This is a genomic window from Pseudomonas sp. B14-6, from assembly GCF_013260315.1.
In the GTDB taxonomy this organism is placed as follows: Bacteria; Pseudomonadota; Gammaproteobacteria; order Pseudomonadales; family Pseudomonadaceae; genus Aquipseudomonas; species Aquipseudomonas mandelii.
This window is the reverse complement of sequence record NZ_CP053929.1, coordinates 6,516,392-6,534,398: the sequence shown is the minus strand read 5'-3', so window position 1 is coordinate 6,534,398 and position 18,007 is coordinate 6,516,392. Positions and strand designations below refer to the sequence as shown.

Below are 18,007 nucleotides of genomic sequence, written 5' to 3'. Positions count from 1 at the left end.
GCAAAGGCGCGATTGTCCGCGAAGCAACCGGAACAGGTCACGCACTAATTTGCTGATAACATGAACGTCCGAGCGTAAAACAACCGAGACCGTGATGAGCCAACCCTGGAGCCCTGACAGCTGGCGTGCCCTGCCGATCCAGCAACAACCCCTTTACCCCGACGCCGCGCATTTGCGTCAAGTCGAGCAGACCCTGGCCAGCTACCCGCCGCTGGTGTTTGCCGGTGAAGCCCGGGAGTTGCGCCGTCAGTTCGCTGAAGTCACCCAGGGCCGCGCGTTTCTGTTGCAAGGGGGCGACTGCGCCGAAAGCTTCGCCGAGTTCTCGGCCGCAAAAATTCGCGACACCTTTAAAGTCCTGCTGCAGATGGCGATTGTCATGACCTTCGCCGCGGGTTGCCCGGTGGTCAAGGTCGGGCGCATGGCCGGCCAGTTCGCCAAGCCTCGCTCGGCCAACGATGAAACCATCGACGGTGTAACCCTCCCCGCCTACCGTGGCGACATCGTCAACGGCATCGGTTTCGATGAAAAAAGCCGCGTGCCGGACCCGGAGCGCTTGCTCCAGTCCTACCACCAGTCCACCGCAACCCTGAACCTGCTGCGCGCTTTCGCCCAAGGCGGTTTTGCCGACCTGCATCAGGTGCACAAATGGAACTTGGACTTCATCGCCAACTCGGCGCTGGCTGAAAAATACAGCCACTTGGCCGATCGCATCGATGAAACCCTGGCCTTCATGCGCGCTTGCGGCATGGACAGTTCGCCACAACTGCGCGAAACCAGTTTCTTCACGGCCCACGAAGCGCTGCTGCTGAATTACGAAGAAGCCTTCGTGCGCCGCGACAGCCTGACCAACGATTACTACGATTGCTCAGCGCACATGCTGTGGATCGGTGACCGCACCCGTCAGCTCGACGGCGCCCACGTCGAATTCCTGCGTGGCGTGAATAATCCGATCGGGGTAAAGGTTGGCCCGAGCATGAACCCCGAAGACCTGATTCGCCTGATCGACGTGCTGAACCCGGACAACGACCCAGGCCGCTTGAATTTGATCGCACGCATGGGCGCGAACAAGGTTGGCGATCACTTGCCGGCGTTGATCCGCGCGGTGCAGCGTGAAGGCAAGCAGGTGCTCTGGAGCTCGGACCCGATGCACGGCAACACCATCAAGGCCAGCAGCGGTTACAAGACCCGCGACTTTGCGCAGATCCTCGGTGAGGTGAAGCAGTTCTTCCAGGTTCACGAAGCGGAAGGCAGTTACGCCGGCGGTATCCACATCGAGATGACCGGGCAGAACGTGACCGAGTGCATTGGTGGTGCCCGGCCAATCACTGAAGACGGGTTGTCGGACCGTTACCACACCCATTGCGATCCGCGGATGAATGCCGATCAGTCGCTGGAATTGGCGTTCCTGATTGCCGAGACGCTGAAGCAAGTTCGGCGCTGAATCGCGTCGCGCCATTCGCGGGCAACGGCCTCGCGCCTACAGGATTGCGTTGAATCAGTAGGAGCGAGGCTTGCCCGCGAAGGCGCCCGCTCAGCCACCCTGAATCTGTGCCAACGCCACCCGCAAGCGTGCGCCACTCGCCCGCGGGCAATTGAGCTGAACCTGCTCAAGCCCCAGCCAATCCGCCATTTGCCGCAGATTGCCCGCCAACGCCAGCATCCCCACCTCGTCCAGCCCTGGCTCCTCTTCATGCACGGCATGCACCGCCAGCCGGCCCAACGCTCGTTCGGCACGCAGATCAACCCGCGCGGCAATCCGTTCATTGTGTAAAAACGGCAGTACGTAATAGCCGTAGACCCGTTTGTCCTGGGGCGTGTAAATCTCCAGTCGATAACGGAAATCGAACAACCGCTCGGTGCGGCTGCGCTCCCAGATCAACGAGTCAAAAGGTGATAACAAGGCACTGGACTCGACCTTGCGCGGCACTTTCGGCTCGGGCAAGCAGTAGGCCGGTTGACGCCAGCCTTGAACCTCGCAGGCCAGTAATTCACCCGCCTCTGTCAGTTCAGCCAGACGCGGCCGGCTGTCTGCCGGATTCAGGCGAAAATAATCGCGCAGGTCCTTTTCCGTGCCGACACCTAATGCCGTCGCCGCATGCAGCAACAGCCCGCGCTGGGCCTCGGCCTCACGGAGCAAAGGCTGTTGCAGAACCGCTGAAGGAATCACCCGCTCCGGCAAATCATACAACCGCTCGAATCCGCGGCGACCGGCGACCGTGACTTCACCAGCGGCGAACAGCCATTCCAGCGCATGTTTTTCTGCGCTCCAGTCCCACCATGGCCCGGCCCGTTCCTGACGGGTCGACAGACTTCCAGCCCCCAGAGCGCCAAGTGCCTGCACCGAGGCCAGCACTCGGCGAATCGTGTCCTGCTGCTCTCGACCGAAACGCGCCAGTTGCTGGTAGATGTCTTCGCCACGCATTGCACGCTGCATGCGCCAGCGCATCAAGGGGTACATCGACATAGGCAGCAACGAAGCTTCATGGCCCCAATACTCGAATAACGTGCGACGTCGGCCCTGACTCCAGGCAGCCTGATCGAGCAAATCGGGGGAGTAATTTCCGAGGCGGGAAAACAAGGGAAGGTAGTGCGAACGCACCAACGCATTGACCGAATCGATCTGCAGAATGCCCAGCCGTTCGATCAGCCGGTTGAGCTGAACCGGTTTGATCGCCGCTGGCGGTTGCCGCCCGTTGAACCCTTGGGCGGCCAGCGCCAGACGTCGAGCCTGTTTGTTGGAAAAGGACAGCGTTGCGGGCATGAATACCTCCGTGTCTGCTCGCAACCTACCTCACCAGAGAGGGGTTTGTGTAGCGATGGCCTCATCATTTATGCATCGGATCATCCCAGAACGGCCTGACCGATTCATGTTCGACATCGGCACGACTCACGCCAATGTCCTTCAGTGCTTCGTCGCTCAAACTTGCCAGCAGCTCACGTTCACGGTGAAGTTCGTACCAGCGACTAAACTTGTGCAGCAGATCGGATACCGCGTGGATTGAGAATTTTTCTTCCGTTACATGCTCGTTATGACCTTTCATCTTGTTGCCCTCCTTTAGGGATGGCTCAAGTCTCGCCTCAGCGCTAAGATCAATCCAACGAATGTTTCTGATGGTAACCATCTCGGAGATTGATGGATGTCGGCGTACCCAAGTATCGATACTGACGTGCTACGCACCTTTGTCGCCATTGCCGACCAGGGTGGTTTTACCCGTGCCGGAGAAATGGTCAACCGCACGCAGTCAGCGGTGAGCATGCAGATGAAGCGTCTGGAAGAAGACGTGTTGCAGCGCCAGCTGTTCGAACGTGATGGACGCCAGGTCAAGTTGACCGCCGAGGGCCAGGTATTGCTGGGTTACGCGCGGCGCATCCTCAAACTCCACAGCGAAGTTTTCAACACCCTGCGCGAGCCGCACATGGTCGGCACCGTGCGCATCGGCACGCCCGACGATTACGTCATGCGTTTCCTGCCGGGGATCCTGTCGCGTTTCGCCAAGTTTTACCCGTTGATCCAGATCGAGGTTCACTGCGAATCAACCAAACAACTGTTGCAACGCCAGGACCTGGACTTGTCCATCGTCACCCGCGAGCCCGGTACTGAAATCGGCCAGTTGCTGCGCAAGGAGCGTTTCGTCTGGGCCGAAGCACAATGCTTCAACGCCCACGAGCAGACGCCATTGCCCCTGGCGATGTTCAACAGTGATTGTTTCTGCAGGCTGTGGGCGTGTAATGCGCTGGACGCCATGGGGCGCGATTACCGCATCGCCTACAACAGTTCGAGCCTGTCGGCGTTAATGGCTGTGGTCAGTGCGGGCCTCGCGGTAACTGCGCAACTGGAAAGCCTGATCACGCCGGACATGCGCATCCTGGGGGAAGCCGAAGACCTGCCGCTGTTGCCGGAAGCCTGCATCATGCTGGTGCGCAATCTGCACAACCCGTCCCCGATCACCGAGTGCCTGGCCGAGCACATCGTCGAAGGCTTCAAACTTTAAACGCGAGCATCACCGCGCACAGCACCAGGAAACCGCAGAACAACCCGCGCAATAGCCGCTCCGGCATGGCGTGGGCGATCTTCACGCCCCAGCTGATGCTCATCAACCCGCCGACAGCCAACGGCAACCCGATCATCCAGTCCACTTGGTGATGCACGGCGTAAGTCACCAGTGTGACGCCGGTGCTGGGCAGAGCCAGGGCCAGCGACAAGCCTTGGGCCACCACCTGAGAGGTGCCGAACAGGCTGGTCAGCACCGGCGTCGCCACCACCGCACCGCCAACCCCGAACAACCCGCCCATGGTGCCGGATGCCGCGCCCAGTACGCCCAACCATGGCCAGGAATAACGCATTTGTGCAGAGGCCGGTGCGTTGGCGGTGAACATGCGCACCAGGTTGTAGGTCGACAGGGCAATCAGAAACGCAACAAACCCCACGCGCATGGTTTGCGCGTCAATGCCTACCGCCCAGATCGACCCGATCCAGGCGAAGCAAAAGCCCATTGCGGCCAATGGCAGTGCATGGCGCATTTCGATGCGGTTGCGCTGGTGATAGCGCCACAACGCCAGCATCACGTTGGGCACCACCATGACCAACGCCGTGCCCTGGGCAATTTGCTGATCGAGACCGAACAGCACGCCTAGTAGCGGAATCGCGATCAAACCACCGCCAATGCCGAATAGCCCACCGAGAGTTCCCATGGCGGCGCCGAAGACCAGATACATCACAAACTCAATCACAGGCGATTTTCCTTTTATCAGGCCATTCATCCTACGCAGTCGGCGCTGGCGGGGAAACGCACAGCAACGCACAATGGCTGTGCCAACTTCGCACAAGCGCTGATACACCATGAACCCGAATCAATTGACCGATCAACTCGGCCTGTTCCTTGATGTGCTGGAAACCGGGAGCTTTTCCGCGGCCTCCCGGCGACATCCGCTGACGCCTTCGGCGGTGGCGCGACGTATCGACAGCCTGGAAAACGCAGTCGGCAGCCAGTTGTTCATTCGCAGCACCCACGCGGTGCGTGCTACTCCTGCTGGCCTGGCGTTCGCCGAACGGGCGCGACGGATTGTGGCGGAACTGCGCCTGGCCCGCGCCGAAGCCGTATCCCTGAGCAGTGCACCGGAGGGCTTGATCCGCATCGATGCGCCAGCGGCGTTCGGCCGACGGCACTTGGCGCCGGTGATTGCCGACTTCCTGATGCTCTATCCGGGCCTCGACGTGCAATTGCATTTGATCGACAGTTTTGTCGACATGCAGGGGCTGAACCTGGGGAAGGTGGATCTGGTGCTGCGCGCAGGTCAAATGGCCGACACCCGTCTGGTGGCCACGCCGCTGGCAAGTATGGTGCGCATTGCCTGTGCCAGCCCGCAATACCTGAAACGCCGCGGCGTCCCGACCGAACCGGCGCAGTTGATCGAACATGACGGCCTTGACTGGGACGGCCTGGCCCCACCCTTTGCCTGGCGCTTTGAGCGCGACGGGCACCTGCACCTGCATCGCCCGGCGCGCATCCGCATGAGTGCCAACAATGCCGAAGCACTGGTCTGTGGGGCGTTGGCGGGGCTGGGCATCGCGCATTTGCCGACCTGGCTGGCCAGCGAGTACCTTTTGCGTGGCGAGTTGCTGCCGCTGTTTTGTGAAAACGGCTTGCCTCCACCGGAGACCACCGGCATCTATGCATTACGTCTTGAGCAACAACCCAACTCCCGAAGCCGCTTATTGCTGGAGTATCTGAAAACCCGCTTCAGCCCGATTCCGCCGTGGGACCTGGCACTGCAAAACACCCTGGACCGGCATTAGTCTAGAATTGTCTGGTGCATTAAAGATTCGCCCGCTAGATTCATGACGATCACTGATCAAGGCTTTGAAATGACCACCGAACGCACCACCCCGGATAACTGCGACCCGCTGCTGCTGGATAATCAGGCTTGTTTCGCCCTGCATTCCACCTCGCTGCTGATGACCAAGGTCTACAAGCCGCTGTTGCAAGCGCTGGGGCTGACCTATCCGCAGTATCTGGCGATGATGGTGTTGTGGGAGCGGGACGGGCTGACCGTAGGCGAAATCAGCACGCGACTGCTGACAGACCCCGGCTCACTGACCCCCTTGCTCAAACGCCTGGAGGTCGAAGGATTGCTCAGTCGCACCCGCAGCCGAGAGGATGAACGGGTGGTGATCGTCGAGCTGACCGAACAGGGCCGTGCGTTGCGCGACAAGGCACGCAGCATTCCCCAGTGCATCCTCGGTGCAAGCGGAATGACGCTTGAGAGATTGCAAAAACTGCAAGCGGAGCTGCAAGAGCTGCGTAGCAATCTGCAAGACAGCCTTTAATCCCTCAACCCCCCCAAATCCCTGTGGGAGCGAGCCTGCTCGCGATTGCAGTGTGTCATTGAGCATTGATACTGACTGACACTCCGTCATCGCGAGCAGGCTCACTCCCACATTTGTTTTGTGGTGTTCCAGTTGATCGGGTTGCCTCCTTCGAAAAAATCTTCCGCTAAAAAATCCTGCCGCGACCGCTCTAACTCAACACCTCCAACCCGCGCACTCCTCCAAACCAAAACTTTTTCAAAAATTTATATTGCGCGCTAACTATTAGCGCGATACATTCATCTCGCACTTACTTAGCGCGCAAACATTTAGCGCAAACAAATCAAATCTGAACGAGGCTCACACCATGCAAACTCTCTACACCGCAATCGCAACCTCCACTGGCGGCCGTGACGGTCGTGCGGTTTCCAGTGACAACATCCTCGACGTCAAACTCGCCACCCCGAAAGAACTCGGTGGTGCCGGCGGCGCAGCGACCAACCCTGAGCAATTGTTCGCCGCCGGCTACTCCGCCTGCTTCATCGGCGCGCTGAAATTCGTCGCCAGCCAGACCAAACGCAGCATCCCGAACGACGCGTCGATCACCGCCCATGTCGGCATCGGCCAGATCCCTGGTGGGTTCGGCCTGGACATCGACCTGCACATCAGCCTGCCAGGTCTTGAACAAGCCGACGCGCAAAGCCTGGTCGAGGCGGCTCACCAAGTCTGCCCGTACTCGAACGCGACCCGTGGCAACGTCGATGTGCGCCTGCACGTCACCGTCTAACCGCCGACTACCAGGCCCGAACAGGAAATGAACATGAACACTTTCAGCAAAGTCTTGACCGGCACCCTTCTCGCTATGTCCATCAGTAACGCGTTCGCAGGTGATGGGGTTGAACACAACACCCAGGCGTTCCTCGACGTTCTGAATGCCGGCACCGGCAAACCGATGGAACAACTCACCCCCAAAGAAGCCCGTGCGGTGCTGGTGGGTGCGCAAGCCTCGGTGAAACTGACGCTGCCAAAAGCCGATGTCAGCGAGAAGACCATCCAGGTCGACGGCCAACCGCTCAGCCTGACCATCGTCCGGCCGGCCGGTGTCAAGGGCGAGCTGCCAGTGTTCATGTTCTTCCACGGCGGCGGATGGGTGCTGGGAGATTTCCCGACCCACGAACGTCTAGTTCGCGACCTGGTGACGGGGTCGGGTGCAGCAGCGGTGTTCGTCAATTACACCCCTTCCCCGGAAGCGCACTATCCGGTGGCGATCAACCAGGCTTACGCCGCGACCAAATGGGTGGCCGAGCACGGTAAAGAGATCAACGTCGACGGCAAACGCCTGGCCGTGGCCGGCAACAGCGTCGGTGGCAACATGGCAGCCGTGGTTGCACTGATGGCCAAAGACAAGGGCACGCCGGCGATCAAGTTCCAGGTGCTGCTGTGGCCGGTGACCGATGCCAGCTTCGAAACCGCGTCCTACAACCAGTTTGCCGAGGGTCACTTCCTCACCAAAAACATGATGAAGTGGTTCTGGGACAACTACACCACCGACGCCAAACAACGTAACGAGATCTACGCCTCGCCGCTGCGGGCCACCACCGCGCAACTGAAGGGCTTACCGCCTGCGCTGGTGCAGACAGCCGGTGCCGACGTGTTGCGCGATGAAGGTGAAGCCTATGCCCGCAAACTCGACGAGGCGGGTGTGCCGGTCACATCGGTTCGTTACAACGGGATGATTCACGACTACGGCTTGCTTAACGTAGTGAGCCAGGTGCCGGCGGTACGTTCGGCGATGCTGCAAGCGTCCGAAGAACTCAAGCAACACCTGAAATAACACCGCCCCCTGTAGGAGCGAGGCTTGCCCGCGAAGGCGTCGTGTCAGTCGACATCGATGGTGAATGACACGACGCCTTCGCGGGCAAGCCTCGCGCCTACAGGGGCGGGTGTTTCAGACAGGCACAAAAAAGCCCGACTCAATGGTCGGGCTTTTTCATTCCTGAAGCTGTGCTTATTTAGCACGGCCTTTGTAGGAACCGCCTTCGCGGGTATCGATCTCGATCATGTCGCCGATTTCGATGAAGTCAGCAACCGACAGCTCGGTACCGTTCTTCAGCTTGGCAGGCTTCATTACCTTGCCGGAAGTGTCACCGCGAGCAGAACCTTCGGTGTAGTCAACCTGACGCACGATAGTGGTCGGCAGTTCTACGGAAACCAGACGCTCTTCGAAGAAGATCGCTTCGCAAACATCGGTCATGCCTTCTTCAACGAAAGGCAGAACGGCTTCGATGTCTTCAGCGTTCAGCTCGTACATGGTGTAGTCAGTGGTGTCCATGAACGTGTAGGTGTCGCCGCTGATGAAGGACAGGGTCGCTTCTTTGCGGTCGAGGATTACGTCGTCCAGTTTGTCGTCAGCGCTGTAAACGATCTCGGTCTTGTAACCGGTCAGCAGGTTTTTCAGCTTGGTCTTCATGATCGCGCTGTTACGACCGGATTTGGTGAATTCAGCTTTCTGAACCAGCCAAGGATCGTTTTCGAGACGGATCACGGTACCGGGTTTCAGTTCTTTACCAGTTTTCATTGCGAATATCCGAATTTGGATGGGATTTACAAAAATCTAGGCCGCGTATCATATCCAATTTACATAAAACTGTACCAGCGCCGCGGCAAGATCGGCCTGCAAGGCCTGTTCCAGACACCACGTCTCGGCGTGTTTTTGCAGCTCGGGCCAGTGTTTACGGGTCGCAAGCCAGTGGTCGGACATATCATGACCCGCATTCCACGCACGCCAAAGACCGCTGATCGCCTCGCCGGCAGGCTCGGACAGGCCTTTCGTGTACAGCGTCAGGAAGGCGTCGAGCTTGTCCAGGTGGATGTCTTCGTCCTGCTGATAGATGTGCCAGAGCAGCGGCCGCCCTGCCCATTGTGCGCGGACAAAGGAATCTTCACCGCGCACGGCGTTGAAATCGCAACACCAAAGCACGTGATCGTATTGATCCTGTCGGACGAACGGCAGGATTTGTACGGTCAATTGATCTCGCACATGCAGCGCACCGGCAGCCAATCCGTCGACGCCCAGCCAACGTTCGACATCCCCGAGAATCCGGCCTTCGGGCACCAACAGATGCGTGGGTGTCGAATCGACGGCCATCACGTCCAGCCAACTGGCCAAGCCGCTATTTTCGTAGGCAAATAGCGAGATCAGTTGGGCATTGGGCGCGCGATCAATCCCAAGGCCTTGCAGGAATGCTCGCTGCGCCTCGGGGTCTTGCTGAAACTGCCTGCGACGTTCAAGCAATCCGCTTTCACGCAGCAACCCGCCCGTGCCTTTCTGAAACCCCGGAAAGAAGAAGTACTTCTGCACATTCTTGTACTTCACCGACGGCAAACCGTGACAACCGATCACCCAGTCTTCGGCGCTCAGGTAGTCGAGGTTCATCCACAGCGGCGGCTTTTCCCGCGAAGCCATGGCGTCCATGTAAGGGCCCGGCAACTGGCAGGCGAACGCGGCGATCACCACGTCAGCGGCTTCAGCGGGTTGCCGTTCGGTGGGCCACTGATGCACCTCCACACCCTGCTGCCATTGCTGCGTGGCGCTGATGTCGATTTCAGGACAGATACGTTCAAAGGCCCGCAGGTCATCGACCCACAACCGCACCGCCACGGCATGCTCGGCCACCAACTGTCGGGCCAGGCGCCAGGTCACGCCGATGTCGCCAAAGTTGTCGACCACGGTGCAAAAAATATCCCAGCGCCAGCGGTTTTTCACTTGAGGCATTTCAGGCATTCCAGGCTCCCGTTGGCAAAGGCGCCGATTGTCCGCATAAATTACCTCACGCAGAAGAGCCGACGGCGATTAATCTTCGTGCGACAATCGCCATTCGCCCGCGACCACCCGCCAGGAGGCAGCCATGCCCTACCGTCCCGCCCCGCGCCGCCCGTTGCCGATTCAGCTCAATGCACTGCAATTGACCGGCAGCATTGCCCTCGGCCTGTGGCTTGGATTCCTCGCAATCGCGCTGACCTGCTGGCTCGCCTCGCGCCTGCTGTTCAGCGAGCAACTCGCGCCGGTCGCAGCCGCTGTAGAGCAACTGGCCAAGCCGCCAGTGGTAGTGCAGCCGGTGCCGGACATCCCGGCGCAAAGCCCGCTGTTCGAACAGTACGAAGAGAACCTGCGCAAGAACGAGCAGCAGCAACGCATGGATCAGGCCCGCAGCAGCGGTCGCAACCTGTCCAATCCGAAATGCCAGTTCTGGCTGCAACAGGACCAGACCGCGCCGAGCGAAAAAAGCCGCGCCAATGTCCTGCAATTCTGCGACTGATCATGAATAAGCAAACCGTCCACCAACTGATTCTCGGCAAGCTGCGGATTGATCTCGACATCGCCGAACGTGCCGCGCAAACCGCTTACGAAACCGCGACCCACGAAGAAAACATCGCTGAAAACAAGTACGACACGTTGGGGTTGGAAGCGTCTTATCTGGCGGCCGGACAAGCCAGGCGTGTCGAAGAAATCAGGCAGTCACTCGTGCTTTGCCAAAACCTGACCTTGCGCCCGTATGACCCACAACGCGGGATCGAAGTGGGCGCCCTGCTCGGCCTGGAAGACGAAAAGGGTCGTGAGCAGTGGCTGTTTCTGGCGCCTGACGCGGCGGGTCTGAAGGTCGATATGGTCGGACAGATGATCACCGTCATCACCCCTCGCTCACCGCTGGGTAAAAGCCTGCTGGGCAAGTTCGAAGGGGACGAGGTAGAGATTCTGGTGGCGGGCGCTCGGCAACAGTTTGCTGTTACCGAGGTGATTTAAAAGGGATCAGTGGACCGGCAGTTCGACGCCGTCGAACAGCTCTTCCAACTCCTGCTTGTTGTGGCACTGAATGGCCTTGGCCATGACTTCGCGGGTCAGGTGCGGCGCGAACTTCTCGATGAAGTCGCACATGAAACCACGCAGGAAGGTGCCACGGCGGAAACCGATTTTAGTGATGCTGGATTCGAACAGGTCGCTGGCATCGAGCATGACCAGATCGCTGTCGAGTTTGGCATCGACTGCCATTTTTGCCACGATGCCCACGCCCAGGCCCAGACGAACATAAGTCTTGATCACGTCGGCGTCGGCCGCGGTGAACACCACTTTCGGCGTCAGTCCGCGATGGCTGAAGGCTTCATCGAGTTTCGAACGGCCGGTAAAACCGAACACGTAAGTCACGATCGGGTATTCGGCCAAGGCTTCGAGAGTCAGCTTGGACACCTTGGTCAGCGGGTGGCCCTGAGGCACGACCACGCAGCGGTTCCAGCGGTAGCACGGCATCATCACCAGGTCGCCGAACAGCTCCAGGGCTTCGGTGGCAATGGCGAAATCCACGGTGCCGTCAGCGGCCATTTCAGCGATTTGCATCGGCGAACCCTGGTGCATGTGCAGGGCAACGTCCGGGTACTGCTTGATGAAATTGCTGATCACCGGCGGCAAGGCATAACGTGCCTGAGTGTGCGTAGTGGCGATCGACAGGGTGCCTTTCTTCTCGTTGGAGAATTCCTGGGCGATCTGCTTGATGCTTTCAACCTTGCGCAGGATCTCGCCGGCGGTGGTGATGATGCGCTCGCCGGCTGGGGTGACGCGGGTCAGGTGCTTGCCGCTGCGGGCAAAAACCTCGACGCCCAGTTCGTCTTCCAGCAGACGGATCTGCTTGCTGATGCCCGGTTGCGAGGTGTAAAGGCTTTGGGCCGTAGCGGAAACGTTGAGGTCGTGGTGCGCCACTTCCCAGATGTAGCGCAGTTGTTGAAGCTTCATATGAATCCCTCAAAGCAAGGTAGACGCCACGGGCATCAGCGACGATATATAACTATATTAATGGTTCGAAGAATAAATCTAGAACTTTTTTGTCAAATTGCCACTATCTGTTGTTCTAGCGATCCCCTTGGCGGCGACGTTCAACCAGCGGCACCAGGTAAACCGGCACCCGAGACAGTTGCAACACCCGCGCAGCGGTTCGGCCCAGGGGTGTTTCCGCACCTGCACCATGGCTATGACTACCTACGATCAACAAATCCACGGAGAGTTTCTGCGCCTGGTCGAGAATCACCTGTGACGGGTCACCCTGCAGCACCCGCACCGCTTTGATCCGCTCCAGATCCTGCTCCCCTTCATCCCCAACTCCTCTCGAAAGCTGTCGAGCACCCGCTGCTCGATATTGGCGATCACCGTATTCAAGCCCTGACTGTGAAACTCGTTCAAGGCCTGCTCATCGAGGTAACTCTGCAGCACCGATTCGGCAAACAAACCCATGGGTTCAACGGCGTGCACCACATACAAATCAGCATTGAATGTCCGCGCCAGCGCCAAGGCATGCTGCATCACCAACGGTGCGTACAGCCCGAGGTCCGTGGCATACAGCATCGAATGAATCATATGACCTCCTCGCGTGCCAACATGGCGGAGATTTGATTCAGCTTAGCAGTGCCTTGGCGAGTGCGACGTGCGGCGTAACATGTTGAACGGAGGGCTTAAACTTTTTGCTCGTTGCTGATGCCGTGGGGCACATGGCCGGTGGCGACCACTTCGCGGGCCAGTTCACAATGGCCGGCCTGGTCGTCGAAAAACACATCGGCGGCGAACGCTTCGAGAAACGCCGACTTGGTCAGCCCACCAAGAAACAGCGACTCGTCCAGACGAATGTCCCACTCGCGCAAGGTACGAATCACCCGCTCATGGGCTGGCGCCGACCGCGCCGTCACCAGGGCGGTGCGGATCGGACAGGCGTCATCGGGAAACTCGCGTTGCAACAGATTGAGGGCGGCGAGGAAGCCTTTGAACGGACCTCCGCGCAAAGGCTCGCGGGCCGATTCGCGTTCGCTGGCCTGGAACGCTTCCAGGCCGCCAGACTGATAGATCCGCTCGGACTCGTCGGAAAACAGCACGGCATCACCGTCGAAGGCGATGCGCAACTCATCGCTGGCTGCACGGCTGGCACCGCCCGACAGAATGGTTGCTGCAGCGAATCCGGCATCCAGCGCGCTGCGCACGTCTTCGGCGTGGGTGGAGAGAAACAGGTCGCAGCCAAAGGCCTTGAGGTACGGATAAGGACTGCGTCCGCCAACGAACGCCGCGCGGGAAATCGCCAGGCCATAATGATTAATCGAGTTGAATACGCGCAGGCCGGTGTCGGCGCTGTTGCGCGATACCAGGATCACCTCGACCCGGGCCCGACCGAGGCTGGCGTTCAGATTGAGCAGTTTCTCCACCAACGGAAACGCATCCCCGGGCGCGAGGATTTCGTCTTCGTGCTCGATCTGATATTGCCGGTAGGCTTCGACGCCGCTCGACTCATAAACCTTGTGGCTTTCGTCCAGGTCGAATAGCGCTCGCGACGAGATCGCCAGCACCAGTTTGTCGTCGATAGTCTTTGCCATGCCCTTCCCCCTCAGGTTGATCGACTTACGTGTTGCGTCGATCGATAAAACTCAAGCCGCGATACAAGGCCTCGATTCGCGGCAATTCGCAACCCGCCGCCTTGGCCGCCGCCAGAGGTCGCGCGTAAATTGCCTGCAGTTCCAGCGGTCGTTTGTGCAGAAAATCGTGGTACATGCTTGGCCAATAGTCGGGCATTTTCTCGGTCACCTTGAACAAATGCTCGGCATACCCGGCCGGTATGTCGTGACCGCAAGCGATTGCCCCCTGAACCACTTCGGCCATCAGCGCCTGGATCAGTTCCCGGCTGTCGACATCGGCCATCAACGGCGTGGTGCTGGCCCCAAGCAGAACCGACAGGCCGTTGTAAGGGATATTCCAGACCAGCTTTTGCCAGCGTGCCTGGTGCAGATTCGGCATGGCCTGAGAGTCGATGCCGGCCGCGCGGAACAGTCCGGCGCCCTCCTCGACAATCGTCATTCGCGCCTGCTCATCGGCTGCGGGACCGCTGTGGTAGCCGACGTTCACCGCGCCGAGCGCTTGATGGGTTACGACGCCAGGCCCTTCGCGATGGACGCAGATAAAACACAGCCCGCCGAGCAGGTGCAGGGAATCGGGAAGTAACTCACGCAAGCTGTCTTCGACGTCCAGGCCATTTTGCAACAGCAGGACGTTGGCATTCGGCGCGGCGGCCTGGATGATGGCGGGCGCGAGGTCCGCGTTGCTGGTGGTTTTTGCGCCGACCAGCAACCAGTCACAAGCGGGCATGTCCTCAGCAGAGGAATAGGCCTGGACCGGGTTCAGCGTCAATGCGCCATGCACCGCACTGTCAACGTGCAGCCCGCGTTCGGCGACCGCTGCAAACTCACTGCGCAACAAGAAGTGCACATCGAACCCGGCACGCGCCAGCATCACCCCGTAGAACCCGCCGATCGCGCCGGTTCCGATAATACCGATTGTCGGTTTGGCAACTGCCCCCATCATGGCAACTCCTCTGCATGTCGACTGAGCGCCTGGCGCACGGCTTCATTGAGCCCGGTGCTGGTCAGGCGCGACTGTACTGCCCCGAAAAACTCGCCGTCGCGCACTACAAACAGCGCCGGCAAATGAAAAACCTGATAACGCTCGACCAGCCCGCCATTGTCTCCGGCATCGATCCAGCACAGCCGGTCGATCGCCAGATCGAGTCCTGGCAATTGCTCGCGGGCAAAACGGCAACTGGCGCAGCCGACACTGGTGAAAATCACCAGCGACACACCGCTCATCGCCAGCAGCCGCTGGTCGGCGTCGAAATCAGTCAGTTGCAATTCGACCACTATACTGGGGGGAACAATGTCAAATGGCCGACACAGGGAGTTTGTGTTCATGGGACGTTTTTTACCTCACCCTGACGATGTGCCCGTCGAGTTAACGTTGCTCAAGCATGAGTGCATTTCGCGGCAACGGCTGCACACTATCAGCCTCGGCGGCATGGCTTGCAATTACCACCGCGCCTGGCGCCACGGTACGGCGCTGGAAGTGCGCATGCCAACGTTGAATCCCGATTTGCGCTATCTGGGTTATGTGGCCTGGTGCCTGCGACGCAAACGCGGTTACCTGGTGGGCATTGCCTTCGTCGACGAACAGATGCTGTTCAGTGCGCGAATGGGCGAGCAGGTTTGCCAGATCGAACGTTATTGCCGCCTGCGTGACGCACACGATGACCTGCAGGATATTCAGGCCCTGGCCCTCGACTGGGTCCAGCAGCATGCCGACGAGTTCTCTCACGACACGGTTCGCAAGGCATTTGCACAGCCTGCGCTGGGTTAGGCAACGCTCTCAATTAGTGAGAATGCCCCTAAAACCAGCGTCTGCCCATTGTCGAGCAGGCGCGTAACGCGCTAAGGTTCGGCTCCCCGACGCGCTTAATTTGCTGTGCTCCGCCGCGCGGGTTCGCTGGCGGCCGGCACCCGTGACCTGACGAGTAAACGATGGCTGATTTACCGATCAACGACCTAAACGTCGCTTCCAACGAGACCCTGATCACTCCCGATCAGCTAAAGCGTGACATCCCTCTGAGCGACGCTGCCCTGCGCACTGTCACCAAGGGCCGTGAAGTCATTCGCAATATTCTTGATGGCACCGACCACCGCCTGTTTGTTGTCATCGGGCCTTGCTCGATCCACGACATCAAGGCTGCCCACGAATACGCCGAGCGCCTGAAGGCGCTTGCGGCTGAAGTGTCCGATACCCTGTATCTGGTCATGCGCGTGTATTTCGAGAAGCCACGCACCACCGTCGGCTGGAAAGGCTTGATCAACGACCCGTACCTGGACGACTCGTTCAAGATTCAGGACGGTCTGCACATCGGTCGTAAATTGTTGCTGGACCTGGCCGAAATGGGCCTGCCGACCGCAACTGAAGCCCTCGACCCGATCTCCCCGCAATATTTGCAGGACCTGATCAGCTGGTCGGCCATCGGCGCGCGCACCACCGAATCCCAGACTCACCGTGAAATGGCCTCCGGCCTGTCCTCGGCAGTCGGCTTCAAGAACGGCACCGACGGCGGCCTGACGGTCGCTATCAACGCCCTGCAATCAGTTTCCAGCCCTCACCGCTTCCTGGGTATCAACCAGGAAGGTGGCGTGTCGATCGTCACCACCAAGGGCAACGCCTACGGCCACGTGGTCCTGCGCGGTGGCAACGGCAAGCCGAACTATGATTCGGTCAGCGTCGCGCTCTGCGAGCAAGCGTTGAACAAGGCGAAGATCAAGCCGAACATCATGGTCGATTGCAGCCACGCCAACTCCAACAAGGACCCGGCCCTGCAACCGCTGGTGATGGAGAACGTCGCCAACCAGATCCTCGAAGGCAACCAGTCGATCATCGGCCTGATGGTCGAAAGTCATCTGAACTGGGGCTGCCAGGCTATTCCGAAAGACCTCGCCGACCTGCAATACGGCGTGTCGATCACTGATGCCTGCATCGATTGGTCCGCTACCGAAAATACCTTGCGCAGCATGCACGCCAAGCTCAAGGATGTGCTGCCCAAACGCGCTCGCACCTGATCACGTTTCGCCGCACACAAAAACGCCGGGCTAAACCCGGCGTTTTTTTGTGTTCGTATTTTAAGGTTACTGGCTCAACTTGGCGGCATGCCGCTGGTGACGCTCCATGTAGCGCTCGACGTAAGAGCACGATGGAATGACGGTGTAACCCATTTCCTCAGCGTACTCCAACGCCTTCTCGGTCAAGGCTGCCGCAATGCCGCGACCACGCAGCGCGTTGGGCACAAAGGTGCGATAGATATCCAGGGTCTGTTTCCCCAGATCCATATAGGTCAGGTAGGCACGATGACCGTCCACACTGGTCTCGAACTGATGACCAGCCTGGTCATGGTGGATGGACAACGCCTCGCTCATCACTACTCCTCGCGGGTCTTGAATTCTGACCCCTACCTTACCGATGTTTTTCCGGCGAAGGAACATCTACGCCACCTCGTGCCTGAATGGACACCGAGAAGAGCGGCACCGATCTCGCACAACCGAGCACGTATCAAATAGTAGGCACCATTGGCAGAAATGCTCAAGGTACGCTCGTCATCGCGCTCAGTGGCGGGTGCTGCTCCGGGTGACGCAGGGACGGCTCGACCGGAGATATCTGCGGGTCGATAGCCTGAACATTGCCGGATGTTGAGACTTAAGACGAACGCGCGCTCTTAAAGTCACCATCAAGATGGATAAAGATTATGAGAGCCACGGCGCAAAATCCGAACAAAAGTATGGACGAATCCATATAGACAGACTTTAGCCAAGAATGAGAAAAACAGCGGTGAGTGCACGGAACTTTTTTAGGCGGCTCGCTCATCTCGGGCCTCCTGGCTGGATATTTTTTAAACAACGCAGTTAAAAGTTGCTCGAAAAAGAATCAACGCCTACAATTTTTTTTGCTTCTTGCTACACGTCAGTTTACTTACTAGAAGTAATGGGTAGTATGTACGCCGGCTATTTCCTCACTCTGAGGAGACAGCTACTTAATAGAAAGTCCTTGAAGGGGAACACGATGAACAACGTTCTGAAATTCTCTGCTCTGGCTCTGGCCGCAGTTCTGGCTACCGGTTGCAGCAGCGTATCGAAAGAAACCGAAGCACGTCTGACTGCTACTGAAGACGCAGCAGCTCGCTCCCAGGCTCGTGCAGACGAAGCTTACCGTAAAGCTGATGAAGCTCTGGCTGCTGCTCAAAAAGCACAACAGACTGCTGACGAAGCTAACGAGCGTGCTCTGCGCATGCTGGACAAAGCTAGCCGCAAGTAATAATC

Annotated in this window: 21 protein-coding genes and 1 pseudogene; 11 read left to right on the top strand and 11 right to left on the bottom strand. The window is 58.9% G+C overall.

Translation table 11 applies throughout. From position 1 onward, the window contains the following. Positions 1 to 94: 94 nt before the first annotated feature. The gene (locus HP062_RS29870) at positions 95 to 1,441 is read left to right on the top strand and encodes a class II 3-deoxy-7-phosphoheptulonate synthase (RefSeq protein WP_010461297.1); all 1,347 of its coding nucleotides are present in this window, start codon (positions 95 to 97) and stop codon (positions 1,439 to 1,441) included. A 90-nt stretch (positions 1,442 to 1,531) separates the two neighbouring features. Here HP062_RS29870 and HP062_RS29865 read toward each other — a convergent pair whose 3' ends face one another. Together HP062_RS29865 and HP062_RS29860 are read right to left on the bottom strand one after the other, a co-directional pair. Continuing rightward, positions 1,532 to 2,761, bottom strand: a complete 1,230-nt coding sequence (locus HP062_RS29865; protein WP_172792452.1) for a winged helix-turn-helix domain-containing protein — start codon at positions 2,759 to 2,761, stop codon at positions 1,532 to 1,534. Between the two features lie 64 nt (positions 2,762 to 2,825). Beyond that, complete coding sequence (locus HP062_RS29860; protein ID WP_010461302.1) at positions 2,826 to 3,041, bottom strand: DUF1127 domain-containing protein; 216 nt, start codon at positions 3,039 to 3,041, stop codon at positions 2,826 to 2,828. A gap of 96 nt (positions 3,042 to 3,137) precedes the next feature. Here HP062_RS29860 and HP062_RS29855 point away from each other — a divergent pair, with 96 nt between their 5' ends. Beyond that, positions 3,138 to 3,992: a LysR substrate-binding domain-containing protein gene (locus HP062_RS29855; RefSeq protein ID WP_010461304.1), complete on the top strand. Its 855-nt coding sequence runs from the start codon at positions 3,138 to 3,140 to the stop codon at positions 3,990 to 3,992. On the opposite strand, the gene HP062_RS29850 is transcribed toward HP062_RS29855, so the two are convergent. Next, positions 3,982 to 4,716 carry a sulfite exporter TauE/SafE family protein gene (locus HP062_RS29850; RefSeq protein ID WP_172792628.1) on the bottom strand — a complete coding sequence of 245 codons (735 nt, stop codon included), beginning with the start codon at positions 4,714 to 4,716 and terminating at the stop codon, positions 3,982 to 3,984. The two genes, HP062_RS29855 and HP062_RS29850, sit on opposite strands and share 11 nt — an antisense overlap. Before the next feature lie 124 nt (positions 4,717 to 4,840). On the opposite strand from HP062_RS29850, the gene HP062_RS29845 reads away from it, so the two are divergent. The 4 genes from HP062_RS29845 (at position 4,841) to HP062_RS29830 (ending at position 8,141) form a co-directional block, all read left to right on the top strand. After that, positions 4,841 to 5,797 carry a LysR family transcriptional regulator gene (locus tag HP062_RS29845; RefSeq protein WP_083374703.1) on the top strand — a complete coding sequence of 319 codons (957 nt, stop codon included), beginning with the start codon at positions 4,841 to 4,843 and terminating at the stop codon, positions 5,795 to 5,797. A gap of 69 nt (positions 5,798 to 5,866) precedes the next feature. Further along, positions 5,867 to 6,328 (top strand): MarR family winged helix-turn-helix transcriptional regulator, encoded by a 462-nt coding sequence (locus HP062_RS29840; RefSeq protein ID WP_042932887.1) that lies wholly within the window; start codon positions 5,867 to 5,869, stop codon positions 6,326 to 6,328. 346 nt (positions 6,329 to 6,674) lie between these two features. After that, on the top strand, positions 6,675 to 7,094 hold the full coding sequence (locus HP062_RS29835; protein ID WP_010461312.1) for an organic hydroperoxide resistance protein: 420 nt from the start codon (positions 6,675 to 6,677) through the stop codon (positions 7,092 to 7,094). A 33-nt stretch (positions 7,095 to 7,127) separates the two neighbouring features. After that, positions 7,128 to 8,141, top strand: a complete 1,014-nt coding sequence (locus HP062_RS29830; protein ID WP_077747918.1) for an alpha/beta hydrolase — start codon at positions 7,128 to 7,130, stop codon at positions 8,139 to 8,141. Positions 8,142 to 8,315: 174 nt separating this feature from the next. Here the strand turns inward: HP062_RS29830 and HP062_RS29825 are convergent, their stop codons facing one another. After that, complete coding sequence (locus HP062_RS29825; RefSeq protein WP_007943632.1) at positions 8,316 to 8,885, bottom strand: elongation factor P; 570 nt, start codon at positions 8,883 to 8,885, stop codon at positions 8,316 to 8,318. Between the two features lie 48 nt (positions 8,886 to 8,933). After that, on the bottom strand, positions 8,934 to 10,091 hold the full coding sequence (gene earP / locus HP062_RS29820; protein ID WP_372242738.1) for an elongation factor P maturation arginine rhamnosyltransferase EarP: 1,158 nt from the start codon (positions 10,089 to 10,091) through the stop codon (positions 8,934 to 8,936). Between the two features lie 124 nt (positions 10,092 to 10,215). Here earP and HP062_RS29815 point away from each other — a divergent pair, with 124 nt between their 5' ends. Together HP062_RS29815 and HP062_RS29810 are read left to right on the top strand one after the other, a co-directional pair. Further along, positions 10,216 to 10,626, top strand: a complete 411-nt coding sequence (locus HP062_RS29815) for a hypothetical protein (RefSeq protein WP_010461324.1) — start codon at positions 10,216 to 10,218, stop codon at positions 10,624 to 10,626. Between the two features lie 2 nt (positions 10,627 to 10,628). Then, positions 10,629 to 11,111: a GreA/GreB family elongation factor gene (locus HP062_RS29810; protein ID WP_172792451.1), complete on the top strand. Its 483-nt coding sequence runs from the start codon at positions 10,629 to 10,631 to the stop codon at positions 11,109 to 11,111. Between the two features lie 6 nt (positions 11,112 to 11,117). On the opposite strand, the gene cysB is transcribed toward HP062_RS29810, so the two are convergent. From cysB to HP062_RS29785, 5 genes and pseudogenes are all read right to left on the bottom strand, one after another. Continuing rightward, positions 11,118 to 12,092 carry an HTH-type transcriptional regulator CysB gene (cysB, locus tag HP062_RS29805; protein ID WP_010461327.1) on the bottom strand — a complete coding sequence of 325 codons (975 nt, stop codon included), beginning with the start codon at positions 12,090 to 12,092 and terminating at the stop codon, positions 11,118 to 11,120. Positions 12,093 to 12,207: 115 nt separating this feature from the next. Next, positions 12,208 to 12,710 (bottom strand): annotated as a pseudogene (locus HP062_RS29800) (universal stress protein). A 95-nt stretch (positions 12,711 to 12,805) separates the two neighbouring features. After that, positions 12,806 to 13,711 (bottom strand): 5'-nucleotidase, encoded by a 906-nt coding sequence (locus HP062_RS29795; protein ID WP_010461331.1) that lies wholly within the window; start codon positions 13,709 to 13,711, stop codon positions 12,806 to 12,808. A gap of 25 nt (positions 13,712 to 13,736) precedes the next feature. Continuing rightward, complete coding sequence (locus HP062_RS29790; protein WP_042932241.1) at positions 13,737 to 14,693, bottom strand: putative 2-dehydropantoate 2-reductase; 957 nt, start codon at positions 14,691 to 14,693, stop codon at positions 13,737 to 13,739. Beyond that, entirely contained in the window at positions 14,690 to 15,076 is a 387-nt protein-coding gene (locus HP062_RS29785; RefSeq protein ID WP_102594030.1) for a co-chaperone YbbN, read from the bottom strand. The genes HP062_RS29790 and HP062_RS29785 overlap by 4 nt, the downstream gene beginning before the upstream one ends. Between HP062_RS29785 and HP062_RS29780 the strand changes: the two genes are divergently transcribed. Beyond that, the gene (locus tag HP062_RS29780; protein ID WP_010461337.1) at positions 15,075 to 15,518 is read left to right on the top strand and encodes a PilZ domain-containing protein; all 444 of its coding nucleotides are present in this window, start codon (positions 15,075 to 15,077) and stop codon (positions 15,516 to 15,518) included. The genes HP062_RS29785 and HP062_RS29780 overlap by 2 nt on opposite strands. Positions 15,519 to 15,679: 161 nt before the next feature. After that, complete coding sequence (locus HP062_RS29775; protein WP_172792450.1) at positions 15,680 to 16,756, top strand: 3-deoxy-7-phosphoheptulonate synthase; 1,077 nt, start codon at positions 15,680 to 15,682, stop codon at positions 16,754 to 16,756. A gap of 66 nt (positions 16,757 to 16,822) precedes the next feature. On the opposite strand, the gene HP062_RS29770 is transcribed toward HP062_RS29775, so the two are convergent. Beyond that, entirely contained in the window at positions 16,823 to 17,110 is a 288-nt protein-coding gene (locus HP062_RS29770; protein ID WP_010461341.1) for a GNAT family N-acetyltransferase, read from the bottom strand. A gap of 640 nt (positions 17,111 to 17,750) precedes the next feature. Between HP062_RS29770 and oprI the strand changes: the two genes are divergently transcribed. Next, positions 17,751 to 18,002 carry an outer membrane lipoprotei OprI gene (gene oprI / locus HP062_RS29765; protein WP_002553018.1) on the top strand — a complete coding sequence of 84 codons (252 nt, stop codon included), beginning with the start codon at positions 17,751 to 17,753 and terminating at the stop codon, positions 18,000 to 18,002. The last annotated feature ends 5 nt before the right edge of the window (positions 18,003 to 18,007 follow it).

Bases quoted from the DNA above. Each gene is read 5' to 3' on its own strand.
- HP062_RS29870 (WP_010461297.1), top strand. From the start codon at position 95: ATGAGCCAACCCTGGAGCCCTGACAGCTGGCGTGCCCTGCCGATCCAG.
- HP062_RS29865 (WP_172792452.1), bottom strand. From the start codon at position 2,761: ATGCCCGCAACGCTGTCCTTTTCCAACAAACAGGCTCGACGTCTGGCG.
- HP062_RS29860 (WP_010461302.1), bottom strand. From the start codon at position 3,041: ATGAAAGGTCATAACGAGCATGTAACGGAAGAAAAATTCTCAATCCAC.
- HP062_RS29855 (WP_010461304.1), top strand. From the start codon at position 3,138: ATGTCGGCGTACCCAAGTATCGATACTGACGTGCTACGCACCTTTGTC.
- HP062_RS29850 (WP_172792628.1), bottom strand. From the start codon at position 4,716: ATGTATCTGGTCTTCGGCGCCGCCATGGGAACTCTCGGTGGGCTATTC.
- HP062_RS29845 (WP_083374703.1), top strand. From the start codon at position 4,841: ATGAACCCGAATCAATTGACCGATCAACTCGGCCTGTTCCTTGATGTG.
- HP062_RS29840 (WP_042932887.1), top strand. From the start codon at position 5,867: ATGACCACCGAACGCACCACCCCGGATAACTGCGACCCGCTGCTGCTG.
- HP062_RS29835 (WP_010461312.1), top strand. From the start codon at position 6,675: ATGCAAACTCTCTACACCGCAATCGCAACCTCCACTGGCGGCCGTGAC.
- HP062_RS29830 (WP_077747918.1), top strand. From the start codon at position 7,128: ATGAACACTTTCAGCAAAGTCTTGACCGGCACCCTTCTCGCTATGTCC.
- HP062_RS29825 (WP_007943632.1), bottom strand. From the start codon at position 8,885: ATGAAAACTGGTAAAGAACTGAAACCCGGTACCGTGATCCGTCTCGAA.
- earP (WP_372242738.1), bottom strand. From the start codon at position 10,091: ATGCCTGAAATGCCTCAAGTGAAAAACCGCTGGCGCTGGGATATTTTT.
- HP062_RS29815 (WP_010461324.1), top strand. From the start codon at position 10,216: ATGCCCTACCGTCCCGCCCCGCGCCGCCCGTTGCCGATTCAGCTCAAT.
- HP062_RS29810 (WP_172792451.1), top strand. From the start codon at position 10,629: ATGAATAAGCAAACCGTCCACCAACTGATTCTCGGCAAGCTGCGGATT.
- cysB (WP_010461327.1), bottom strand. From the start codon at position 12,092: ATGAAGCTTCAACAACTGCGCTACATCTGGGAAGTGGCGCACCACGAC.
- HP062_RS29795 (WP_010461331.1), bottom strand. From the start codon at position 13,711: ATGGCAAAGACTATCGACGACAAACTGGTGCTGGCGATCTCGTCGCGA.
- HP062_RS29790 (WP_042932241.1), bottom strand. From the start codon at position 14,693: ATGATGGGGGCAGTTGCCAAACCGACAATCGGTATTATCGGAACCGGC.
- HP062_RS29780 (WP_010461337.1), top strand. From the start codon at position 15,075: ATGGGACGTTTTTTACCTCACCCTGACGATGTGCCCGTCGAGTTAACG.
- HP062_RS29785 (WP_102594030.1), bottom strand. From the start codon at position 15,076: ATGAACACAAACTCCCTGTGTCGGCCATTTGACATTGTTCCCCCCAGT.
- HP062_RS29775 (WP_172792450.1), top strand. From the start codon at position 15,680: ATGGCTGATTTACCGATCAACGACCTAAACGTCGCTTCCAACGAGACC.
- HP062_RS29770 (WP_010461341.1), bottom strand. From the start codon at position 17,110: ATGAGCGAGGCGTTGTCCATCCACCATGACCAGGCTGGTCATCAGTTC.
- oprI (WP_002553018.1), top strand. From the start codon at position 17,751: ATGAACAACGTTCTGAAATTCTCTGCTCTGGCTCTGGCCGCAGTTCTG.